Source organism: Massilia sp. HP4 (assembly GCF_005222695.1).
In the GTDB taxonomy this organism is placed as follows: domain Bacteria; phylum Pseudomonadota; class Gammaproteobacteria; order Burkholderiales; family Burkholderiaceae_D; genus Telluria.
The window spans coordinates 89,858-109,126 of the sequence record NZ_STGG01000074.1 but is presented as its reverse complement, the minus strand read 5'-3'; the positions used below and the strand labels follow the sequence as shown (position 1 = coordinate 109,126).

19 protein-coding genes and 1 pseudogene are annotated in these 19,269 nt (G+C 64.3%); 2 read left to right on the top strand and 18 right to left on the bottom strand.

All coding sequences use genetic code 11. The features are described 5' to 3' along the window. The 3 genes from E8M83_RS25775 to E8M83_RS25765 form a co-directional block, all read right to left on the bottom strand. A partial coding sequence (locus tag E8M83_RS25775) for a dihydroxy-acid dehydratase (RefSeq protein WP_170976926.1) occupies positions 1–973 on the bottom strand: 973 nt, incomplete at its 3' end. Beyond that, complete coding sequence (locus E8M83_RS25770; protein ID WP_137176202.1) at positions 970–1,785, bottom strand: SDR family NAD(P)-dependent oxidoreductase; 816 nt, start codon at positions 1,783–1,785, stop codon at positions 970–972. The genes E8M83_RS25775 and E8M83_RS25770, both read right to left, overlap by 4 nt. A gap of 157 nt (positions 1,786–1,942) precedes the next feature. Beyond that, positions 1,943–3,046, bottom strand: a complete 1,104-nt coding sequence (locus E8M83_RS25765; protein ID WP_137176201.1) for a LacI family DNA-binding transcriptional regulator — start codon at positions 3,044–3,046, stop codon at positions 1,943–1,945. A gap of 287 nt (positions 3,047–3,333) precedes the next feature. Here E8M83_RS25765 and E8M83_RS25760 point away from each other — a divergent pair, with 287 nt between their 5' ends. After that, positions 3,334–5,322, top strand: coding sequence for a U32 family peptidase (locus E8M83_RS25760; RefSeq protein ID WP_137176200.1), 1,989 nt, complete (start codon positions 3,334–3,336; stop codon positions 5,320–5,322). 179 nt (positions 5,323–5,501) lie between these two features. Beyond that, positions 5,502–6,239, top strand: a complete 738-nt coding sequence (locus E8M83_RS25755; RefSeq protein WP_137176199.1) for an SDR family oxidoreductase — start codon at positions 5,502–5,504, stop codon at positions 6,237–6,239. Position 6,240: 1 nt separating this feature from the next. Here E8M83_RS25755 and E8M83_RS25750 read toward each other — a convergent pair. From E8M83_RS25750 to mltG, 15 genes and pseudogenes are all read right to left on the bottom strand, one after another. Continuing rightward, positions 6,241–6,939: pseudogene (locus E8M83_RS25750) on the bottom strand (glutathione binding-like protein). 96 nt (positions 6,940–7,035) lie between these two features. Then, the gene (wrbA, locus tag E8M83_RS25745) at positions 7,036–7,635 is read right to left on the bottom strand and encodes an NAD(P)H:quinone oxidoreductase (RefSeq protein ID WP_137176198.1); all 600 of its coding nucleotides are present in this window, start codon (positions 7,633–7,635) and stop codon (positions 7,036–7,038) included. 140 nt (positions 7,636–7,775) lie between these two features. After that, positions 7,776–8,675, bottom strand: a complete 900-nt coding sequence (gene lpxO, locus E8M83_RS25740) for a lipid A hydroxylase LpxO (protein ID WP_137176197.1) — start codon at positions 8,673–8,675, stop codon at positions 7,776–7,778. Between the two features lie 191 nt (positions 8,676–8,866). After that, complete coding sequence (locus E8M83_RS25735) at positions 8,867–9,094, bottom strand: DUF6139 family protein (RefSeq protein ID WP_137176196.1); 228 nt, start codon at positions 9,092–9,094, stop codon at positions 8,867–8,869. A 141-nt stretch (positions 9,095–9,235) separates the two neighbouring features. After that, complete coding sequence (locus E8M83_RS25730) at positions 9,236–9,436, bottom strand: hypothetical protein (RefSeq protein WP_123070334.1); 201 nt, start codon at positions 9,434–9,436, stop codon at positions 9,236–9,238. A gap of 149 nt (positions 9,437–9,585) precedes the next feature. Then, positions 9,586–10,521, bottom strand: coding sequence for a methyltransferase domain-containing protein (locus E8M83_RS25725; protein ID WP_137176195.1), 936 nt, complete (start codon positions 10,519–10,521; stop codon positions 9,586–9,588). Between the two features lie 107 nt (positions 10,522–10,628). Beyond that, entirely contained in the window at positions 10,629–11,291 is a 663-nt protein-coding gene (locus tag E8M83_RS25720; RefSeq protein ID WP_137176194.1) for an ankyrin repeat domain-containing protein, read from the bottom strand. A gap of 4 nt (positions 11,292–11,295) precedes the next feature. Beyond that, positions 11,296–12,078: a TatD family hydrolase gene (locus tag E8M83_RS25715; protein WP_137176193.1), complete on the bottom strand. Its 783-nt coding sequence runs from the start codon at positions 12,076–12,078 to the stop codon at positions 11,296–11,298. A gap of 135 nt (positions 12,079–12,213) precedes the next feature. Then, complete coding sequence (locus E8M83_RS25710; RefSeq protein WP_137176192.1) at positions 12,214–12,804, bottom strand: DUF2442 domain-containing protein; 591 nt, start codon at positions 12,802–12,804, stop codon at positions 12,214–12,216. Positions 12,805–13,166: 362 nt separating this feature from the next. Beyond that, positions 13,167–13,688, bottom strand: coding sequence for a GNAT family N-acetyltransferase (locus E8M83_RS25705; protein WP_137176191.1), 522 nt, complete (start codon positions 13,686–13,688; stop codon positions 13,167–13,169). Positions 13,689–13,715: 27 nt separating this feature from the next. Then, positions 13,716–14,093: a PilZ domain-containing protein gene (locus E8M83_RS25700; RefSeq protein WP_137176190.1), complete on the bottom strand. Its 378-nt coding sequence runs from the start codon at positions 14,091–14,093 to the stop codon at positions 13,716–13,718. Positions 14,094–14,103: 10 nt separating this feature from the next. Beyond that, on the bottom strand, positions 14,104–15,120 hold the full coding sequence (locus E8M83_RS25695; protein ID WP_137176209.1) for a DNA polymerase III subunit delta': 1,017 nt from the start codon (positions 15,118–15,120) through the stop codon (positions 14,104–14,106). Between the two features lie 103 nt (positions 15,121–15,223). Next, entirely contained in the window at positions 15,224–17,215 is a 1,992-nt protein-coding gene (locus E8M83_RS25690; protein WP_137176189.1) for a hypothetical protein, read from the bottom strand. 313 nt (positions 17,216–17,528) lie between these two features. Then, positions 17,529–18,137: a dTMP kinase gene (tmk, locus tag E8M83_RS25685; protein WP_137176188.1), complete on the bottom strand. Its 609-nt coding sequence runs from the start codon at positions 18,135–18,137 to the stop codon at positions 17,529–17,531. A gap of 18 nt (positions 18,138–18,155) precedes the next feature. Then, on the bottom strand, positions 18,156–19,175 hold the full coding sequence (gene mltG, locus E8M83_RS25680) for an endolytic transglycosylase MltG (RefSeq protein WP_170976925.1): 1,020 nt from the start codon (positions 19,173–19,175) through the stop codon (positions 18,156–18,158). Positions 19,176–19,269: the final 94 nt, after the last annotated feature.

Sequence of the window (19,269 nt, the reverse complement as noted above, 5' to 3'; positions counted from 1 at the left end):
GGAAGCGCTCGCCCAGGTATTTACCGGCCGGCTGCATGTTCAGCAGCAGCGGCACCTGGTAGCCGTATTCCATCCAGTCCTCGGGCGTGATGTCGACCCCGGCATGGCGCGCCATCGCCACGATGTGCGGCTGGGCGTTGCTCGAGCCGCCGATGGCGGCATTGACCACGATCGCGTCCAGGAAGGCTTCGCGCGTCAGGATGCTCGATGGGCGGATATCCTCTTTGGCCAGCTCCACGATGCGGCGGCCCGTCTCATACGCCATCTGGCCGCGCTCGCGGTATGGTGCGGGAATGGCCGAGCAGCCGGTCAGCGACATGCCCAGCGCTTCGGCCACCGCGTTCATCGTCGACGCGGTGCCCATGGTGTTGCAGTGACCGGCGGACGGCGCCGAGGCGGTGGCGATGTCGACGAACTTCTTTTCGTCGATGCTGCCCGCCGCCAGCTGGCGGCGGGCCTTCCAGATCGCGGCGCCAGAACCGACCAGTTCACCTTCGAACCAGCCGTCGAGCATCGGCCCGCCCGACAGCACGATGGCGGGAATGTCGACCGTCGACACGGCCATCAGCTGGGCCGGCACGGTCTTGTCGCAGCCGGTGGTGAGCACGACGGCGTCGATCGGATAGCCGTGCAGGATCTCGACCAGGCCCAGATAGGCCAGGTTGCGGTCCAGCGCCGCGGTCGGGCGGCGGCAGTTTTCGAAGATCGGGTGCAGCGGGAATTCCATCGGGATGCCACCGGCGTCGCGGATGCCGTCGCGCACGCGCTTGGCCAGCTCCAGGTGGACGCGGTTGCACGGCGCGATATCGCTGCCGCTCTGGGCGATGCCGATGATCGGCTTGCCGCAGCGCAGCTCCTCGGGCGTGATCCCGTAGTTCATGAAGCGCTCGAGGTAGAGCGCGGTCATGTCGATGCGCTCGGGATTGTCGAACCAGTCCTGCGACCGGAACCGGCGTGGAGGATGCCCGCTCATGCGCCGTACCAACCCGCGTCGACGAAGTATTCGCGGCCGCTGCAGCGGCGCGCATTGTTCGAGGCCAGGAACAGCGACAGCGCCGCCACGTCCCACATCCCGACCCGCTCCGGCAGGCACTGGCCGGCCAGGATGCGCGCTTCTTCGGCCGGCGAATGCCACAAGGTGTCCTGGCGCGGCGTGCGCACCGCTCCGGGCACCACGGTGTTGACACGAATATTATCGGGCCCGAGGTCGCGCGCCAGCGCGCGGCTGAGGCCCTCGATCGCAGCCTTCGCCGTCAGGTACAGCGGCATGCCGTTCGACGCCAGGTGCCAGGAAATCGAGCCGAAGTTCAGGATCACGCCGGCCTTCTGGCGCCGCATGCCGCGCACCGCGGCCTGGGCGCAGAAGAACTGATGGCGCAGGTTGACCGCCATGCGCTCGTCCCAGTAGGCCGGCGTTACGCCGTCGATGCCGTGGCGGTCGTCGTTGGCGGCGTTATTCAGGAGGATGTCGATGCCGCCGGCCTCCTGCTCGATGGCGGCGAAGCTTGCCGCCAGCGCATCGAGGTCGGTCAGGTCACAGTGCACGAAACGGGGAACGTGGACAGATCCAGCCTGCGTCGCCACCAGCGCCTGCGCGGCGGCATCGGCGATATCGAGGAACCAGACCCGCGCGCCCTGGCCGGCAAATGCCGCCACCAGTTCGCTACCGATCCCGGAGCCGCCGCCGGTGATGACGACCCGCTTGTCGCGCAGGTCCGGATAGCTTGCATAGACCGGCAACGCGCGCTCGCGCTCGGCCGGCGTAGGGTCGGCATGTGCCGTCATGGTCGTCTCCAGATTATTCTGAATATTATGAAGCCCCAACATTCCCTTAACAGAACTGTTAGCGCAATCATCCCAGTCTAATCGGCCCCTTGGAGCGTTGTCAACGAATTAGTGAAATGGTTTTCATCGGGCTGGCGCCCCCGGCCGTGCCGGCGGTTCAGCGTGCTTTCGCGACCGCCGGCAGGCGCGCCGGAGGACGGGTGCGCGGAGCGGCGTCGGACTGGCGCCGCACCAGTTCGAAGTCCATGCGCGTCTGCTCAGGCTCGGCCGGTTCGTTCTCGCGCTGCGCGCGCACGCGCCGCACCAGGGCCTGTACCGCTTCGCGCGCCATGCCGGCGATCGGCTGGCGCACGGTGGTCAGCTCGGGCCAGATCGTGGTGGCCAGGGCGGTGTCGTCGAAACCGGTGACCGTCAGGTCGCCCGGCACGTCCAGCCCGAGGCGGTGCGCGACCGCCACCGTGGCGGCGGCCATGTCGTCGTTGCTGGCGAAGATCGCCGTCGGCCGGTCGGCCAGCGCCAGCAGCTGTTCCGCCGCATCCAGGCCCGAGCGGTAGGTGAACATGCCCTGCACCACCAGCTCTTCGGAGGCGTCGGCGCCCTTCTCGGCGATCGCCTTGCGGTAGCCGTCAAGACGGCGCGCGCTGGCGGTCTGGTTCGGATGGCCGACCACGAAGCCGATGCGCTGGTGGCCCAGCGCGATCAGGTGACGCGTCATGTAGTGGGCGGCCTGGTAGTCGTCGATGCTGACCGCCCCGACGCCGGGCGCCGGCGAACCGCAGGCCACCACCACCGCCGGAATGCCGGCATTGGCCACGCATTCGAGCACGGCCACGCTATCGCACAGCGGCGGCGGCAGGATCACGCCATCCAGGCCATTATTGATCAGGCGCTGGGTATGCTCGATCTCGTGGTTGCCGGCCTCGCACTTTTCGACGAACAGCTGGACATTGTTCAGGCCCGACTGGTTGAGCAGGCCGACCAGGAATTCACTCAGGTAGGCCGCGCTCGGATTGCTGTACAGGAACCCGACACGGATCGGCTTGGAGCCGGCCAGGTTGCGCGCCTCCTGGTTTGGCGTGTAATTGAGCGCAGCGACCGCCTCGGCCACCTTGCGCCGGGTGCTCTCGCGCACCAGGCTCTTGCCATTCATGACGCGGGACACCGTCATCGCGGACACGCCGGCGAGCTTGGCCACGTCCACCATGGTGGGCTTGCCCTGCTCCATCGATTCTCGGACGGCCTCGATGCTCGCTTTACTCATGTCGAATATTTCTTTTAGAAGTTAGTAATATCGCGGAATGTTAGCACGAATAGCGTTATGTCATCGGCCCTGCCCTCGGGAAAAGGCCAGGTAGCGGCACACCGCCTGAGAACTGGCTACTGCTCAACAGTTTGCGCTAACATCCGCATCCCCCACAAGCTGCATTCAATGAATCGCTCCTGCCTTGGTGCAATATCAGGATGGTCGAGTGCCCTTGGCGCCACATCCGACATGACGGGACCCCGCCATCTCGCTATAATTTCGTCCTTCGCCCCAAAGGAAACACCATGTCACTGCTTGCCCACGAGCTCGAATTGCTCTCGCCCGCCAAGACCGCCGAAATCGGCCGCGAGGCAATCCTCCACGGCGCCGACGCCGTGTACATCGGCGGTCCGGCCTTCGGTGCGCGGCATAACGCCAGCAATCCGCTGGAAGACATCGCCGCCCTGGTGCAATTCGCCCACGGCTACCGCGCGCGCATCTTCGTGACCATGAACACCATCATGCACGACAGCGAACTCGAACTCGCGCGCAAGCAGATCTGGCAGCTGTACGAAGCCGGCGTCGACGCCCTGATCATCCAGGACATGGGCCTGCTCGAGCTCGACCTGCCGCCGATCCAGCTGCATGCCAGCACCCAGTGCGATATCCGCGGCTTTGAAAAGGCGAAATTCCTGGGCGACGTCGGCTTCTCGCAACTGGTGCTGGCGCGTGAACTCACGGTCGAGCAGATCCGCAAGATCCACGCCGCGGTCGATACCCCGCTCGAGTATTTCGTACACGGCGCCCTGTGCGTGGCTTTTTCGGGCCAGTGCTATATCTCGCACGCCGATACCGGCCGCTCGGCCAACCGCGGCGACTGCTCGCAGGCCTGCCGCCTGCCCTATACGCTCAGCGACGGCCAGGGCCGGGTGGTGGCCTTCGACAAGCACCTGCTGTCGATGAAGGACAACGACCAGAGCCGCAACCTGGAAGCGCTGGTCGACGCCGGCATCCGCTCGTTCAAGATCGAGGGCCGCTACAAGGACATGGGCTACGTCAAGAACATCACCGCCCACTACCGCCTGCTGCTGGACGAACTGCTCGAGCGCCGCCCCGAATTCACGCGCGCCGCCAGCGGCCGCACCCGCGTGATGTTTACGCCCGACGTCGACAAGAATTTCCACCGCGGCCACACCGAATACTTCGCCCAGGGTCGCCTGACCGACATCGGCGCCTTCGACTCGCCGAAATACGTGGGCGTGGAACTGGGCATCGTGGCGCGCCTGAACGGCGACAGCTTCGACATCGTCACCACCATGCCGATGGCCAATGGCGATGGCCTGAACTACATGAACAAGCGCACCACCTGCGGCATCCAGGCCAACCGCGCCGAGAAGCTGGGCGATGAGCCCGACGGCCAGCGCTGGCGCGTGTACCCCAACGAGCCGATGCCGACCCTGGCCGGCCTCAAGGTCGGCACCGTCATCCACCGCAACCGCGACCACCAGTGGGAAGCGACGCTGAATAAAAAATCGGCCGAGCGCAAGGTAGCGGTCGACCTGATCCTCAGCGAAGTGGCGGGCGGCCTGCGCCTGGATGTCGTCGACGAGGATGGCATTGCCTCCGGCGCCGAAGCCATGATCGAACTGCAGGCAGCCCAGCAAGCGGCGCAGGCCGAGGCCTCGCTGCGCGCCAGCCTGGCCAAGCTGGGCAACACGATGTTCGAGGCCGGCCACATCGCCCTGTCGCTGAGCCAGCCCTGGTTCGTGCCGAACGGCGTCATCAACGCGCTGCGCCGCGACGCCATCGCCGCCCACGAAGCCGCGCGCCTGGCGGCCTGGGATCGGCCGCAGCGCAAGGCCGCGGTGGAGCCGCCGGCTGTGTACCCTGACGCCCAGCTGAGCTACCTGGCCAACGTCTATAACGAAAAAGCGCGCGCCTTCTATCACAAGCACGGCGTGCAGCTGATCGACGCGGCCTACGAGGCGCACGAAGAAGCCGGCGAAGTGTCGCTGATGATCACCAAGCACTGCCTGCGCTTCTCGTTCAACCTGTGCCCGAAACAGGCCAAGGGTGTGCAGGGCGTGCAGGGCCAGGTGAAGGCCGAGCCGATGACCCTGGTCAGCGGCGACGAGAAATACACGCTGCGCTTCGACTGCAAGCCCTGCGAGATGCACGTGGTCGGCGCCATGAAATCGAATATCCTCAAGTCGCCGCCGCCGTCGAACGTCGAATATACGCCGCTGACCTTCCACCGCCAGCGCCCGCGCGACAAGGCGACGTCGCCGGCGTAACCGGCATCTTTCGAGGCGGCTGTCTGCCGCCTTCGACCAGCACGGCTCCTGCGGGCGCCGCGCTTGCACCTGGCTCATATCCGGACGATTGTGCAATCCACGCCGACTTTTCGGCATGGGCGGCGAAGGAATCCGCGTCCATACTGGCTCCACTGTCCAACCACACAAGGGAGTCCACCATGAAAGACCAACTGTCCAAAGTCGTCCTGATCACCGGCGCCAGCAGCGGCATCGGCGAAGCCACCGCCCGCCATCTGGCTGCGCTCGGCCATCGCGTGGTGCTGGGCGCCCGCCGTACCGAGCGGCTGGTGGCGCTGGCGAGCGAGATCCGCGAAACCGGCGGCGTGGCCGACGTCGCCCAGCTCGATGTGACGAGCCTGGAAAGCATGCAGGAATTCGTCGCCTTCGCCGTCGAGCGTCATGGCCAGGTCGATGTGCTGGTCAATAACGCGGGCGTGATGCCGCTGTCGAAGCTCGAGGCGCTCAAGATCGACGAGTGGAACCGCATGATCGACGTGAACATCCGCGGCGTGCTGCACGGTATTGCCACTGTGCTGCCGGGCATGCAGGCGCGGCGCAGCGGCCAGTTCATCAATATCGCCTCGATCGGCGCCTATGCGGTCAGCCCGACGGCGGCAGTGTACTGCGCGACCAAGTTCGCGGTGGCCGCCATCACCGAAGGCCTGCGCCAGGAAGTGGGCGGCGACATCCGCGTCACCCTGGTCTCGCCGGGCGTGGTGGAATCGGAACTGGCCGAGTCGATCTCGGACGGCCTGGCGCGCGACACGATGCGCGAGTTCCGCAAGGTCGCGATCAAGCCCGAGGCGATCGCGCGCGCCATCGCCTTCGCGACCGAACAGCCGGCCGACGTCGACGTCAGCGAAATGATCGTGCGGCCGACCGCCAGCCCGTATTGATTCAGGCCGGGATCTTCAGGCCTTTTTGCACCGACGGCCGCGCCAGGAATTTTTCCAGCGTGGCCGTGATATGCGTGAAGTCGGTAGCACCAACCAGCTCGCTCGCCTCGTAGAAGGTCAGCAGGTTATTCACCCATGGCAAGATCGCGATGTCGGCAATCGTGAATTCCTCGCCCGCGATCCAGGCATTGCGTCCGAGCTGGGCGTCGATCACGCCGAGCAGGCGCCGCGCCTCGGCCACGTAGCGGTCGCGCGGGCGCTTGTCTTCGTAATCCTTGCCGGCGAATTTGGTGAAGAAACCGACTTGCCCGAACATCGGCCCCACGCCGCCGATCTAGAACATCAGCCACTGGATCGCGTGGTAGCGCGCGGCAGGATCGGCCGGCAGCAGCTTGCCGGTCTTGTCGGCGAGATAGACCAGGATGGCGCCGGACTCGAACAGGGCCAGCGGCTTGCCTCCCGGCCCGTTCGGATCGAGGATGGCGGGAATCTTGTTGTTCGGGTTCAGCGACAGGAAGGCCGGCGAGTTCTGCTCGTCCTTCGAGAAATCGACCTTGTGGACCTCGTAGGGCAAGCCGATCTCTTCGAGCATGATCGGGATCTTGACGCCGTTCGGCGTCGGCAGCGAGTACAGCTGCAGCCGGTCAGGATGCCGGGCAGGCCATTTTTCGGTGATGGGAAATGCGGACAAGTCAGGCATATCGCGGGCACCTCGTCGAATGAACAGGATGCCTACGATATCAAAGAATCACGGCCGGCGCTTGGCGCCGGCCGCCGCGGATTCTCGGCCGAACAATCAGCCGAACAGCTTGTTTGCCGTCTTGGCGATCAGCTCGCCCTGATGGCGAGCGCCGCCCAGGTCTTTCTCGCTCGGCTGGCGCTGGCCCTGGCCGCCGGCGATGGTCGACGCGCCATACGGGCTGCCGCCGACGATTTCGTCCAGGGTCATCTGTTCCTGGTAGCTGTACGGCAGGCCGACGATGGTCATGCCGAAGTGCAGCAGGTTGGTGATGATCGAGAACAGCGTCGCTTCCTGGCCGCCGTGCTGGGTGGCGGTCGAGGTGAAGGCGCCGCCCACCTTGCCGTTGAGCGCGCCACGGGCCCACAGGCCGCCGGTCTGGTCGAGGAAGGCCGCCATCTGGCCCGGCATGCGGCCGTAGCGGGTCGGCGCGCCGACGATGATGGCGTCGTAATGTTCGAGCTCGGCCGGGGTGGCGACCGGCGCGGCCTGGTCCAGCTTGAAGTGGGCGCCCTTGGCGACTTCTTCCGGGACGGTTTCAGGGACGCGCTTGACGTCGACCGTGGCGCCCGCGCTGCGCGCGCCTTCGGCGACGGCGTTCGCCATCGTCTCGATGTGGCCATACGACGAGTAATATAGTACCAATACCTTTGCCATCGACTTTTCTCCAGTGATTACATCAGAACGGCCATTGTAGCCACAATGCCCGAATGCCCGTTGTCGGGAACCACATGGATTGTGCGGGCTCTGCCGCCCGCGCGCATTAGGACTTAGGGCCTATAAGAATAGTCCTTCAGTCAGATCCAGACGATGAAGGCGATCAGGGCAATTACCAGCGCCACGCGGGTGATGTTGTAGGCGGTCTTGTTCCAGGCCTTGAAGCGGCGGCGATACTGGCCGGCGTAGAAGGAAATACGGAACAGCTTGCTCACCAGGCCCACCTGGTCGCCGGTCTCGTTGGGCGAAGCGGCGGCGGTCATGACGGTGCGGCCGAACCAGCGGTTGAAGGCGCCCATCCAGCGGAAGCGCATCGGACGCTCGACGTCGCAGAACAGGATGATACGGTCGCTCTCGCTCCCGTTGATCGCCCAATGGATGAAGGTTTCGTCGAACACGACGCCCTGGCCGTCGCGCCAGCTGTGACGCTCACCATCGACGTCGATGAAGCAGCGGTCGTCGTTCGGCGTGGCCAGGCCCAGGTGGTAGCGCATCGAGCCGGCGAACGGGTCGCGGTGCGGGTTCAGCTTGCCACCTGGCGGCAGCTCGGCGAACATCGCGGCCTTGACCGAGGGGATCGATTGCAGCAGCGCATAGGTTTGCGGGCACAGGCGCTCGGCCGACGGGTGGCTGGCGTCATACCACTTGAGGTAGAAGCGCTTCCAGCCGTTCTTGAAGAAGGAGTTGAAACCGGCATCGTCGTTCTGCTCGGCGGCCTTGATCTTCTTGAGCGCCAGCAAGTTCTCGGCTTCGGCGCGGATGACCGGCCAGTTCTCTTGCAGGCGCGCCAGTTCGGGGAACTCGCTCACCGGAATGAAGGGCGTGTTCGGCACCTTCGAGAACTTGTGCATGAAAATATTGATCGGCGCCATGAACGACGAGTGGTCGAAAATCTGGCGGCGCAGCGGCAGGCGCACGCGCCCGCGAAAATGGATGTGCAGGATAGACAGAATATAGAAACCCACCAGCACCCACTTCATCGCATCCTCCATCGCAGCCATGCAAGCGGCTGACTACCTTGATCAAGGACGCAGGATACCACATCGGCTACCCGGCCGTGGAGGCCTGCCGACTTCTGGAAGAGCAAGGGATACAGTGCGTTTTTCGGCGCCGGCGCCGGGCTGGACTGCCCCCTTGCCGGCCGTGGCGGGCAATGCCCGCCAGGAAAATGTCAGTGCAGGACCGACGTCATCGCATACCCTTTTTCGGCGATCTGGCCGCTGAGGTTATCGATGTCGAAATCCGCGATCTGGTCGGCGTTGTCGTCGACTTCGAAGGCACGGGCCTCGATCTCCCAATCGGTATTGGTGGCTTCTTCGGGAATGTTCTTGGCTTCGGGCACGGCCAGGTACGAGAACTTGCCGTCGTGTTCGGCTCTGCGGTAAATATCCAGGCGCATAGTCATTTTCCTCTATTCAATGCGCGCTTTCCGGATGAAAGCGCGCAGCTCCACAGTAGAAGATCGCGTGGCCATCGTCTGTTATTTGCCGAACATTCTGCTGAATGGCCCGGGCAACCCAGGCAAGCCCAGCCAAGCAACCTAGCGCGCCGGATTATGGCCGAGCACGCGCGCAGGCAACATGACGATCGCGCGCAGCAGGTTGAATACGGCATCGACCCCGATGCCCAGCAGACGAAATGGCAGCAACAGCAGCCACACCACAGGATACAGCACCAGGGCGAGGAGCGCGATTGGCCAGCACAGGAACAGCAGCACCAGCCATACCAGGAAACTCAGCATTGTCTTTCTCCATGAAGAAACATTGGCATCGTCAATGTATGCCGAAAGACATGGCCGGGCCAGCGGCGTGCGATAAACGGGGGAAAAGGCGGTCCGAACGGTCGCCCGAATGGATGAGCGGACCTGGCGGTCCGCCCTTCAATGGAGCATCAGGCGAAGGTCGCCGCTTCCTGGATGGCAGGGGCGTGGGCCGCTTCGTCCTGTTGCGCGACCACCTCGCACTGGATCGAGGCTTGCAGCGACGGGATCGAACCGCCGGCCCGGTAGGCGAAGGAAATGCGCAGCAGGTCGCCGGCTTTCACGTCGATCGGACGGTACAGCGGCAGGGTCATGTAGTGGTTGAGCCAGTCGATCGTGGTCGCCTGCTCCTGCACGATGGCCAGCACGTTCTTGGTCACGAAGCGCATCGCATTCAGGGTGCCGCCCTGCTCGACCAGCACCGAACCCTCCCAGGCGATCAGGCTGTCGACCGGCTGGCTGAAATCGAGGATGCTGTACACGGCGGGCTGGGCCAGCTCGACCGTGCCCGGCTGGACCACGCCGGTTTCCTGGAACTGCACGATCGGGGCATGAAAGCCGTCGAAATCGTACTCTTGCTGCAGCGGCTGGGCCGCCATGATCACGGCTTCGGGCATGAACAGCGGCAGCGGGCCGCCGAACCTGGCCAGGTAGCGGCGCTTGAACGATTCGATCACCTCGACCTGTTTTTCGCGCAGCATGCCGACGTGGATCATCTCGCAGATCACGACGTCCACCGGCTCCGGCGGCAGGTAGTCGAAGGCGTCGGCATGAACCACCTCGACCTTCTCGCCGTTCGGATTCATCGCCAGGAAGCGGCGCGCCTCGGTCACCATGTCCGGGTTGAACTCGACGCAATACACTTTCGAGGCGTTCTGGGCCGCAAAGAAGGACAACACACCGGTGCCGCCACCCAATTCAAGGACTTTCGCGCCGGGGAACACCGAATAATGGATGGCGTTCTTGAAGCTGTGCATCCGGTTCTGGTCCATCAGCATATTGTGATGGTAATGGACTGGAATGAACTGCCCCAGATAGCAGCTTTCAATTTCGCGTTCGTTGAGCATGGATATCCTTGTTTATTCGGTGGTCGTTTGACCGTGAAAGCATTATGGATACACTTGCCCGTGCGCAATTGGTCGAGCTGAGAGCGTTTTACCGCCCAATTCGCCGTTCATTGGGTCAATTCACCGGCCAGCTTGTCGCGCCCCGCCTGCTTGGCGATCTGGGCCGCCGTCAATCCCTCGGCATTCTTGAGTCCGGTCTTGGCGCCGCGCGCGAGCAGCAGGCGCGCCGTGCCGTCCTTTCCTTCGCGCGCCGCCAGCATCAGCGGGGTGTAGGCGCCGCTCTGGCGCGGCGACAGCGTATCGAGCATGGCGCCGCGCTCGACCAGCAGTTGCGCGATCTTGTCGTGGCCACCGGCTGCGGCGTAATGCAGCGCGGTCCAGCCGGGCTGGTTCACCTTGGCGCCCTTGTCCAGCAGCGCCCGCACGACCTCTTCATCGCCCTTGAAGGCGGCCATCATCAGGGCGGTATTGCCATTGACGGCCTGGCGCTCGAGGTCGGTGCCCGGGTGGCGCAGCAGTTCACGCACCACGTCGCGCGCGCCTTCGCGGATGGCCAGCACCAGGGCCGGCTCGCCGCCCAGCGGGTTCAGTTCGTTGGCATTGACGACCGCACCGACCATCTTGCGCACGGTGTTGGCGTCGTCCATCTGCACTGCGCGGAAGAAGGAACTCACCTGCTGCTCGGTCGGCGGCGGCGGGGCGGCATGGGCGCCGGCGCTGGATATTGCGGCAAACAACAGGCTGGTGGCAAGCAGGCGGCGAATCGGCACGGGGTCAGCTCCTGGCGGTCTGGAACAGGTTGAAGAAATTCTCGCTCGTTTGCGCCGCGACGTCGCGCAGCGACACGCCCTTGAGCGTGGCGATATATTCGGCCACATGGGCCACATAGCCCGGCTCGTTCATCCTGCCGCGGAACGGCACCGGCGCCAGGTAGGGCGAATCGGTCTCGATCAGCATGCGCTCGAGCGGCACGGCTTGCGCCACTGCCTGCAATTCCTTGGCGCTCTTGAAGGTGACGATGCCCGAGAACGAAATATAGAAGCCCTGGGCCATGGCGGCCTCGGCCACTGCCAGCGATTCGGTGAAGCAGTGCATGACGCCGGCGACGCCGCCCGCATCGGTACCGGCGCCCTCTTCCTTCATGAGGCGGATCGTGTCTTCGCTGGCGGCGCGGGTATGGATGATCAGCGGCTTGCGGGTCTCGCGCGAGGCGCGGATATGGACGCGGAAGCGCTCGCGCTGCCATTCGAGGTCGCCTTCCAGGCGGTAGTAATCCAGGCCGGTCTCGCCGATGGCGACGATCTTCGGGTGATCGGCCAGCTCGACCAGTTGCTGCACGGTCGGCTCCGGCGTGTCTTCATAGTCGGGATGGACGCCGACCGAGGCAAAGATATGGGGATGCTGCTCGGCCAGGGCGAGCACTTGCGGAAAATCGGGCAGGTCGACCGAGACGCACAGCGCGTGCGTCACCTTGTTCTCGGCCATCTTGGCCAGGATCTCGGGCATGCGGGCTGCCAGCTCCGGGAAATTGATATGGCAATGGGAATCGATAAACATCTTGCCATTGTAAGGCCAGGGGGCGGGGAGCGCCACGCCGGGCGCCATGCCCGAGCGTTGTCATCACCCACAGCAATGACGTGCAAGCAAAAACACACGACCTCGGCGAACCCACCGATTCAGCCCGAGACCGCGTTAAACACGGAAATAGGTGATCGCCGAATCACCGCCATTCTCGTCGATGTGTTCCTTTCGAATGTCCTTCACGCCTAACGCGGCATGCCTCAACGCCTCCTCGCTGACACCTAGCGCCTTGGTCCAATATTGTATCTCCCACGTCTCATGCAAATTAACGTAGACTCGGTCGACAGATGACCGGCTCGCGCCAAGGCGCCGAATTCCTTTAAGGTAGGTGACTTTCGGCGGCGCTGCTGCGACTACAGCGTTTGCAAGACTCTTGGGAAGTGCACTCGCCGCCACCAATCCAGCGATCGCGATATCGAGATCGCTCTCCTCAAGGCAAAGCGCAGTTCCGCCAAATCCAAGAGTCAATCGGGCAAGCTCACTGCCTGAGAGCGGGGCGAGCTCGGGATAGTTAGCAATTGGAAGCAGGACAGCAGTCGAGTCGCTAAACTCCAGCGCAATAGACCTACTGTCAGGAATATATCGCACGTTTGTCGCATGTGGTTCGCACTGCGCCCTTAAATTCCCTTTTTCGATCGCACGCTCTCTGACGGCGTCTGTCACTGCGGAACCTTCTCGCTTGCGGGAACGTATCGTCTTCATAACTCGATCTCCAGTGGGTCCTGATCATCCGAGAGCTTTAAGATCGTCGAATAACTACTTTCGTCGAAAGTTGCCGACTCTATCGTAGGCATCTTGCCTGTGCTGAATCTACCATCGACCACTTCAATCTTGTCGTGATCCCAGTACTTGTTAGTAACACAGATGTCTTTGATGACGCGCCACCATAAAACACGTGCCTTGCGTAAATTTTCCGGATCCTCAACTACCTGACGAAACGCTCTAGCACACTCGTCTTAACATTGCCATGGACTTCATCAAGCGTGACGCTGTCGTGCTAAAAGCTGAATTCAAAGGTGCACTTCCATTCCGGGCCGTCTACGTGCGCCGCATTCAGTTTACTGTCAATCCACAACGCGCTTGCCAAGAATGATCAGATCGCGCTCAATCCCATCCAGGTTGGCCACCCGCGGGAAATTCGCCCAGGTCTCGAAGCCATACTTACCGAACAGCGCCAAGCTCGGCTGGTTATGCCCGAAGATAAACCCCAGCAAGGTATGCACCTTGACCTCGGGCGCAAACGCGATCGCCAGCTCCAGGCAGTAGCGCCCCAGCCCCTTGCCGCGCGCACTTTCGGCGATATAGATCGACACCTCGGCCGTGCCCGAATAAGCCGGGCGGCCATAGAAATTCGAGTACGACAGCCAGCCCAGCACCTCGGGAGCGTCGCTCTTGTCGTCGGAGTCGTGGATCACCCACAGCGGCCGGCGTTCCGGCGCGTGGTCGTTGAACCAGCCCACCCGCGATTCGACCGTCACCGGTTCGGTATCGGCGGTCACTTCGCGCGAAGCGATGGTGGAGTTGTAGATGTCGACGATGACCGGCAGGTCGTCGCGTCGGGCCAGGCGATGGATGTAGGATGGCATGCAGCTTGATGAAATGAGGCAGGTGATTTACAAGGTGTGGGTCGCGCGCGACGAGCGCAGCGCCGCGCCGAGGATTTCTTCGATGCGGGCCTTGGCGCGCTGGCCGGCCTCGTCGGCCGGGAAATGCACGCCGATACCTTGCGCCTTGTTATTATTGGCGCCGCTCGGGGTGATCCAGGCCACGGTGCCGGCGATCGGGTATTTATTGGGGTCTTCCATCAGTGCCAGGATCAGGTAGATCTCGTCGCCGATCTTGTAGGGCTTGTTGGTGGGCACGAACATGCCGCCGTTCTTCAGGAACGGCATATAGGCCGCATACAGCGCCGCCTTTTCCTTGATCGCCAGCGACAGCACCGAAGGCCGCGGGGCCTGGGCTGCGTTCGTCTCTGGCTGGCTGGCGCTCATCGGCTTCCTTTCATGTGCAGCACGCAGTGTACTCAAGCAGCATATCTTCGACAAACAATTTTGCCGACAAAGGATGATCCGCCACAGCGCGTCGCTCGTTCACCGCCTTGATGGCGCGCAGCAGGCTGGCTGCGGGAGCACGGCCGGCGAGCGCCGCGAGCTCCTTCTGGTAACGCGGATAGTAGCGGATACTGCCCGACAACTTGTACGAAAAGACATCGTACAGCCAGCGCTGGGTCCAGGACACCACGGCCGGCAGCTCGGCCTTGGCCAGCTTCTCGGCGGTGCGCAGCGCGCCATCCGGCGCCGGCCGCGACAGGAACTGCAGCAGCGCATCCATCTCGTCGCGGCTGCCGTTGCCCGACTCGGCCAGGGCCGCCAGCGGCGCCCCGCCCTGCTCGCGCAACCAGCTGTCGGCGTCCGGCACACCCTGTTCCTTGAGCCAGGCCAGGGCCGCGTCGTGCGACGGCGTCGGCAGCGCGAACTTGCGGCAGCGCGACAGGATCGTCGGCAACAGGCGATCGAGACTATTGGAAGACAGCAGGAATACGGTGCCGGGCGGCGGTTCCTCGAGCGTCTTGAGCAGCGCGTTCGAGGCCGGCATGTTCAGCGCCTCGGCCGGATACAGCACCACCACCCGCAAGCCCTGGCGGTGGGTCGAGATGTTCATGAAGTCCGACAGATTGCGGATCTGCTCGATCTTGATCTCTTTCGATGGCGCCCTGGTCGACTTCGACTTGCGCTCGCCATCGCCCTCTTCGCCGTCGGCCGGCGGCTCGTCTTCCAGCGCTTCGGGCCGTACGCGGCGGTAATCGGGATGGTTGTGCTGGACGAACCAGCCGCACGACGCGCAGGCCGCGCAGGCGTGGCCGTCGGGACGCGGGCTCTCGCACAGCAAGGCCTGGGCAAAGGCTTCGATAAAGTCGGCCTTGCCGGTACCTGCCGGGCCATGGAACAGGATCGCGTGCGGCATGCGCTCGCGCATCTGCTGAAGCTGCGTCCATGCGGCTTGCTGCCACGGGTACATCGTCACCAACCAATCCTCCAGAACTTCGCGCGCGCGCGCCGATGCGCTCGCCAGGCTCGGCGAGATGGGGATTGTAAACCAAATCGCGGCGCCGTCGGCACGGCTAGACCGAGACGGTCTCCTTGCGCGCCGGCTGGCCCAGCCCCCAGTAGGGATCGCCCTGCGCATCGCGGTGCCGCTGCCAGTCGCGCAAGGTGCGCACGGTCACCGAATAACGGATGTAGCGATGCCAGACGAAAGCGAGGTCGAACAGGATGATGCCGAGCCACCACAGGCCGATGAACATGCCGAAGGCGGCCAGCACCTGCATCGTGTGACCGCCGGCGATCGGCGCGGCCGGCCCGCTGGCGGCCAGGACGATGCACGCCGCAAGCGCGGCGGCGACCAGCCAGCTGCGGCTGGCCCCGAAACGGCATAGCGGGGCGAACCACGCCAGCAGCGACAGCAGCGCGCCCAGTCCCAGCGGCAACCACCTCAGGTAATCGGGGTCGCGCCACGCCGCCGGCATCCAGTAGCCGATCCGCTGGCTCAGGTCCTGCACCAGCCGCGCCTCCATCCACCACGACGCCAGCCCGGCCGCGATGCCGCACGCCAGCAGCGCCACCATCCAGCGCCGGTCGTGGCGTACCAGTTGCGGCATCCGCACGGCGAAGGTGAGCACGAACAGGCCGCATGCGGGCGCCAGCGCCTCTATAAAGCGCGCCAGGCCCGGCCAGGCGCCGGGCGCGAGGGCCCAGGCCAGCATCATCAAGGCCATATAGTGCAGCGCGAAGGCGAACAGGTAGGGGATGAACTTGGCGGCACCCTCGTGGAAGCGCCGGCTGGCCGGCGGCGGCACCATGTCGGTGCGCTCGGCCGGTTCCATCACGGCGTCGATGAAGTGGGTGAACACGGCGTCGTCGTTCCAGTAGTCGACGTGCGCCTTGCCGGGCAGCCAGGAGCGGCTATAGCCGTGATCGTCGTTCACCGAGTGGAACTCGAAGGCGCGGCAGCCGGTGCGCTCGAGCAGGCGGCGCGTTTCGTCGAGCCGGAAGCCCACCGGGTCGCCGTAGTCGTAATAATTCTTCCATTTGATCTGGCGCGCCAGTTGCGTTATGCGCTGGCGATCGGCGCACGGCGCGATCGCGACGCGGCCGCACTCGATCTCGGTAAAGAAACTGAAATCCCACAGCTCGGGCCAGAGCGCGATGTGCTTGTCGATCGGGGCGCCGATCGTCATCAAGCCCCGCACATGTTCCACCCATCCGCCATGCTGGGCCGGCCCCTTGCCATCCGGGTCGGCCAGCTGCGTGGCCGACAGGGCCTGCAGCAGCGCCAGCAGGGTGACGACCGAACCTTCGCTGTGCGCCACCAGGTAGATCTCGGGCTTGCTGCCAGGCTGGCCCGGGAACGCGGCGACGATCTCGTTGAGGATCGCATGGAAGCGGTACAGGATCAGGTTGCGGTACTGCGGAAACTCGGTCACCGTCTGCACGTCGCCCAGGTGGTCGCGCAGGATCCCCGCAACCGAGTGACGCAGCGGCAAGACCTTGCCGGCGCGGGCCACGACCCACTCGAGCACCCCGATGCCCTCGATAATCGTATCGATCGCGTCCGCGCCCTGCACGAAATGCCCATCGCTCAGCTCCCCCTCGGGCACCAGGTCGCGGTAAGTGGCGCGCGCGCGGCTGACGACGCTGCGGCCCCATTTCCTGGTTTCCTCGAGCGTATCGGCCTTCTGGACCAGCTGGCGCGGAATATCGGCCCAATACACCTCGGCGAAGCCGGTCTGGCGCAGGCGGGGATTCCTGGTGCGCAGCACGCTCCAGCGCGTCGCGCTGCCATGGGCGATGCTGAAATGCCCGAGCGGCATCACCGGCGCATCGACATCGTAGCTGCGCGCGAAACGCGCGGCGACGGCCTGGCTGGTGTCGCTGCGCAGCTGGTCGCCCATGCCATGGATCGACACCACGATCCGGGTGATGGCCGACGCCTGGGCGATGGCCGGGCGCTTGCCGGCGCTGCTATCGGGTGAGGTCGGCGGCGCGGCGGCGGCACCGCCCGGTGGGGCGACGCACGTGGGATCTCCGGTGTCCGCCGGGGCGCGATCGTTCATGGCGAACTCCCGTTGAGGCTGCATAGGATCACGCTCGTCCATGCGCGACGGCGCCCGAACGGCGAGTCATCGCATGAACTTAACGCATTGCGCGATCGATTGGCAATAGGACCTTGGCACTAGGGAAGCGCTGATTTATTCTGGCGGATGGGATTGGCGACGGAAAAAGGCGCCCGGCAAGGCGTAAACCGCAGCCATACCGCGTGGTATGGCGAGGATTTACAACGCTGCAGGGCGCTTTTTTCCGTGCCAAGACCGCCGCCATGAATAAATCAGCGCTTCCCTAGGGGTCCGGCGCCACGGCGGCCTGCCGCTACAGCAGTCGCGACAGGATGTCGGCCAGCTCAGCCTGGATCTCGTCGATGCCGCGGGTCGAGTCGACCACCACGATGCGGCCTGGGTCCTGCCCGGCCCGGCGCAGGTATTCGGCGCGGCACCTGGCGAAGAAATCGGCCTGTTCACGCTCGAACTTGTCCAGCGTGCGGGTCGCGTCCAGGCGCTGGCGCGCCACCTCGAGCGGGACGTCGAACAGCAGGGTCAGGTCGGGCTGCAGGTCATGGTGCACCCAGGCTTCGAGTGCCTCCATCTTGTCGCGCGCCAGGCCGCGGCCGCCGCTCTGGTAGGCGAAGCTGGCGTCGGTAAAGCGGTCGGACAGCACCCATTTGCCGTCGGCCAGGTTGGGGGCGATGACCTGGGCGATATGCTCGCGCCGGCTGGCGAACATCAGGAGCGCCTCGGTCTCCAGGTGCATCTTTTCGTGCAGCAGCAGGTCGCGCAGCTTTTCGCCCAGCGGCGTGCCGCCCGGCTCGCGCGACGAGACGACTTGCTTGCCGCGCGTGGTGAGGTAGTCGGTGACGAAGCCGATGTGGGTCGATTTTCCGGCCCCGTCGATGCCCTCGAATGTGATGAACTTGCCCTGCATGTGCTACCCTGCTTCGTGTTAATGGGATTCGGTGAGTGGCTGGTTGGTGATGCCGCGCTGGAAACGGTTGACCGCCCGGTTATGGTCCAGCAGGTTGTTCGAGAAATGGCTGGTGCCATCGCCGCGCGCCACGAAATACAGCGCCGGGGTCTCGGCCGGCGCAAGCGCCGCGTTCAGCGACTGCAAACCAGGCAGTGCGATCGGTGTCGGCGGCAGCCCGCCCCGCGTATAGGTATTGTAAGGGGTATCCGTCAGCAGGTCCTTCTTGCGGATCTGGCCCGCATAGGCTTCGCCCATGCCGTAGATCACGGTTGGATCGGTCTGCAGCAGCATGCCGGTGCGCAGGCGATTGACGAACACGCCGGCGATCATATTGCGCTCGCTCTTCTGGCCGGTCTCTTTCTCGACGATCGAGGCCATGATCAGCGCCTCGTACGGCGTTTTATAAGGCAGCTCCTTGTTGCGCTTGTCCCAGGCCGCGTTCAAGTGATCCAGCATGGCCTGGTGCGCGCGCCGGTAGATCTCGATTTCCGACGAGCCCTTGGCGAACAAATAGGTGTCCGGGAAGAACAGGCCTTCCGGTTCCTTGAACTCGGTCGATATCTTGCCCATCAATTCCTGGTCGGACAGCTTGACGGTGTCGTGCCTGAGGCGGTCATGGCTGCTGATCGCCTGGCGCATCTGGCGGAAGCTCCAGCCTTCGATGATGGTGATCGCTTCTTGCGCGAACTCACCGCGCACCAGCTGGGTCAGCAGGCGACGCGGACTGGTATCGGGTTTCAGTTCATAGCTGCCGGCCTTGATGCGGCCGGCGTCGCCCGTCAGGCGTGCCAGCAGCACGAACATGGTCGGGTTGATCGGGACGCCGGCCGCCACCATCTGCTGGGCGCTCGATGCGACGCCGCTGCCGGGATTGATCGTGAATTCGATCGGTTCACCGCCGGTGGTGAGGGAGTGCTTGGTCCACCAGGAGAATCCGCCTGCGGCTGCCAGCGCGACCACGACACCGGTAACGAGTAATTTTTTCAAGAATGCCATGTGGTGTGTGCGGGTTCAAACACGGATGCCAATGCCGATTGCGGCGCTCCCGGCGCGATTTTCCCGACAACTCTATAATGAGGCCGTAATGATA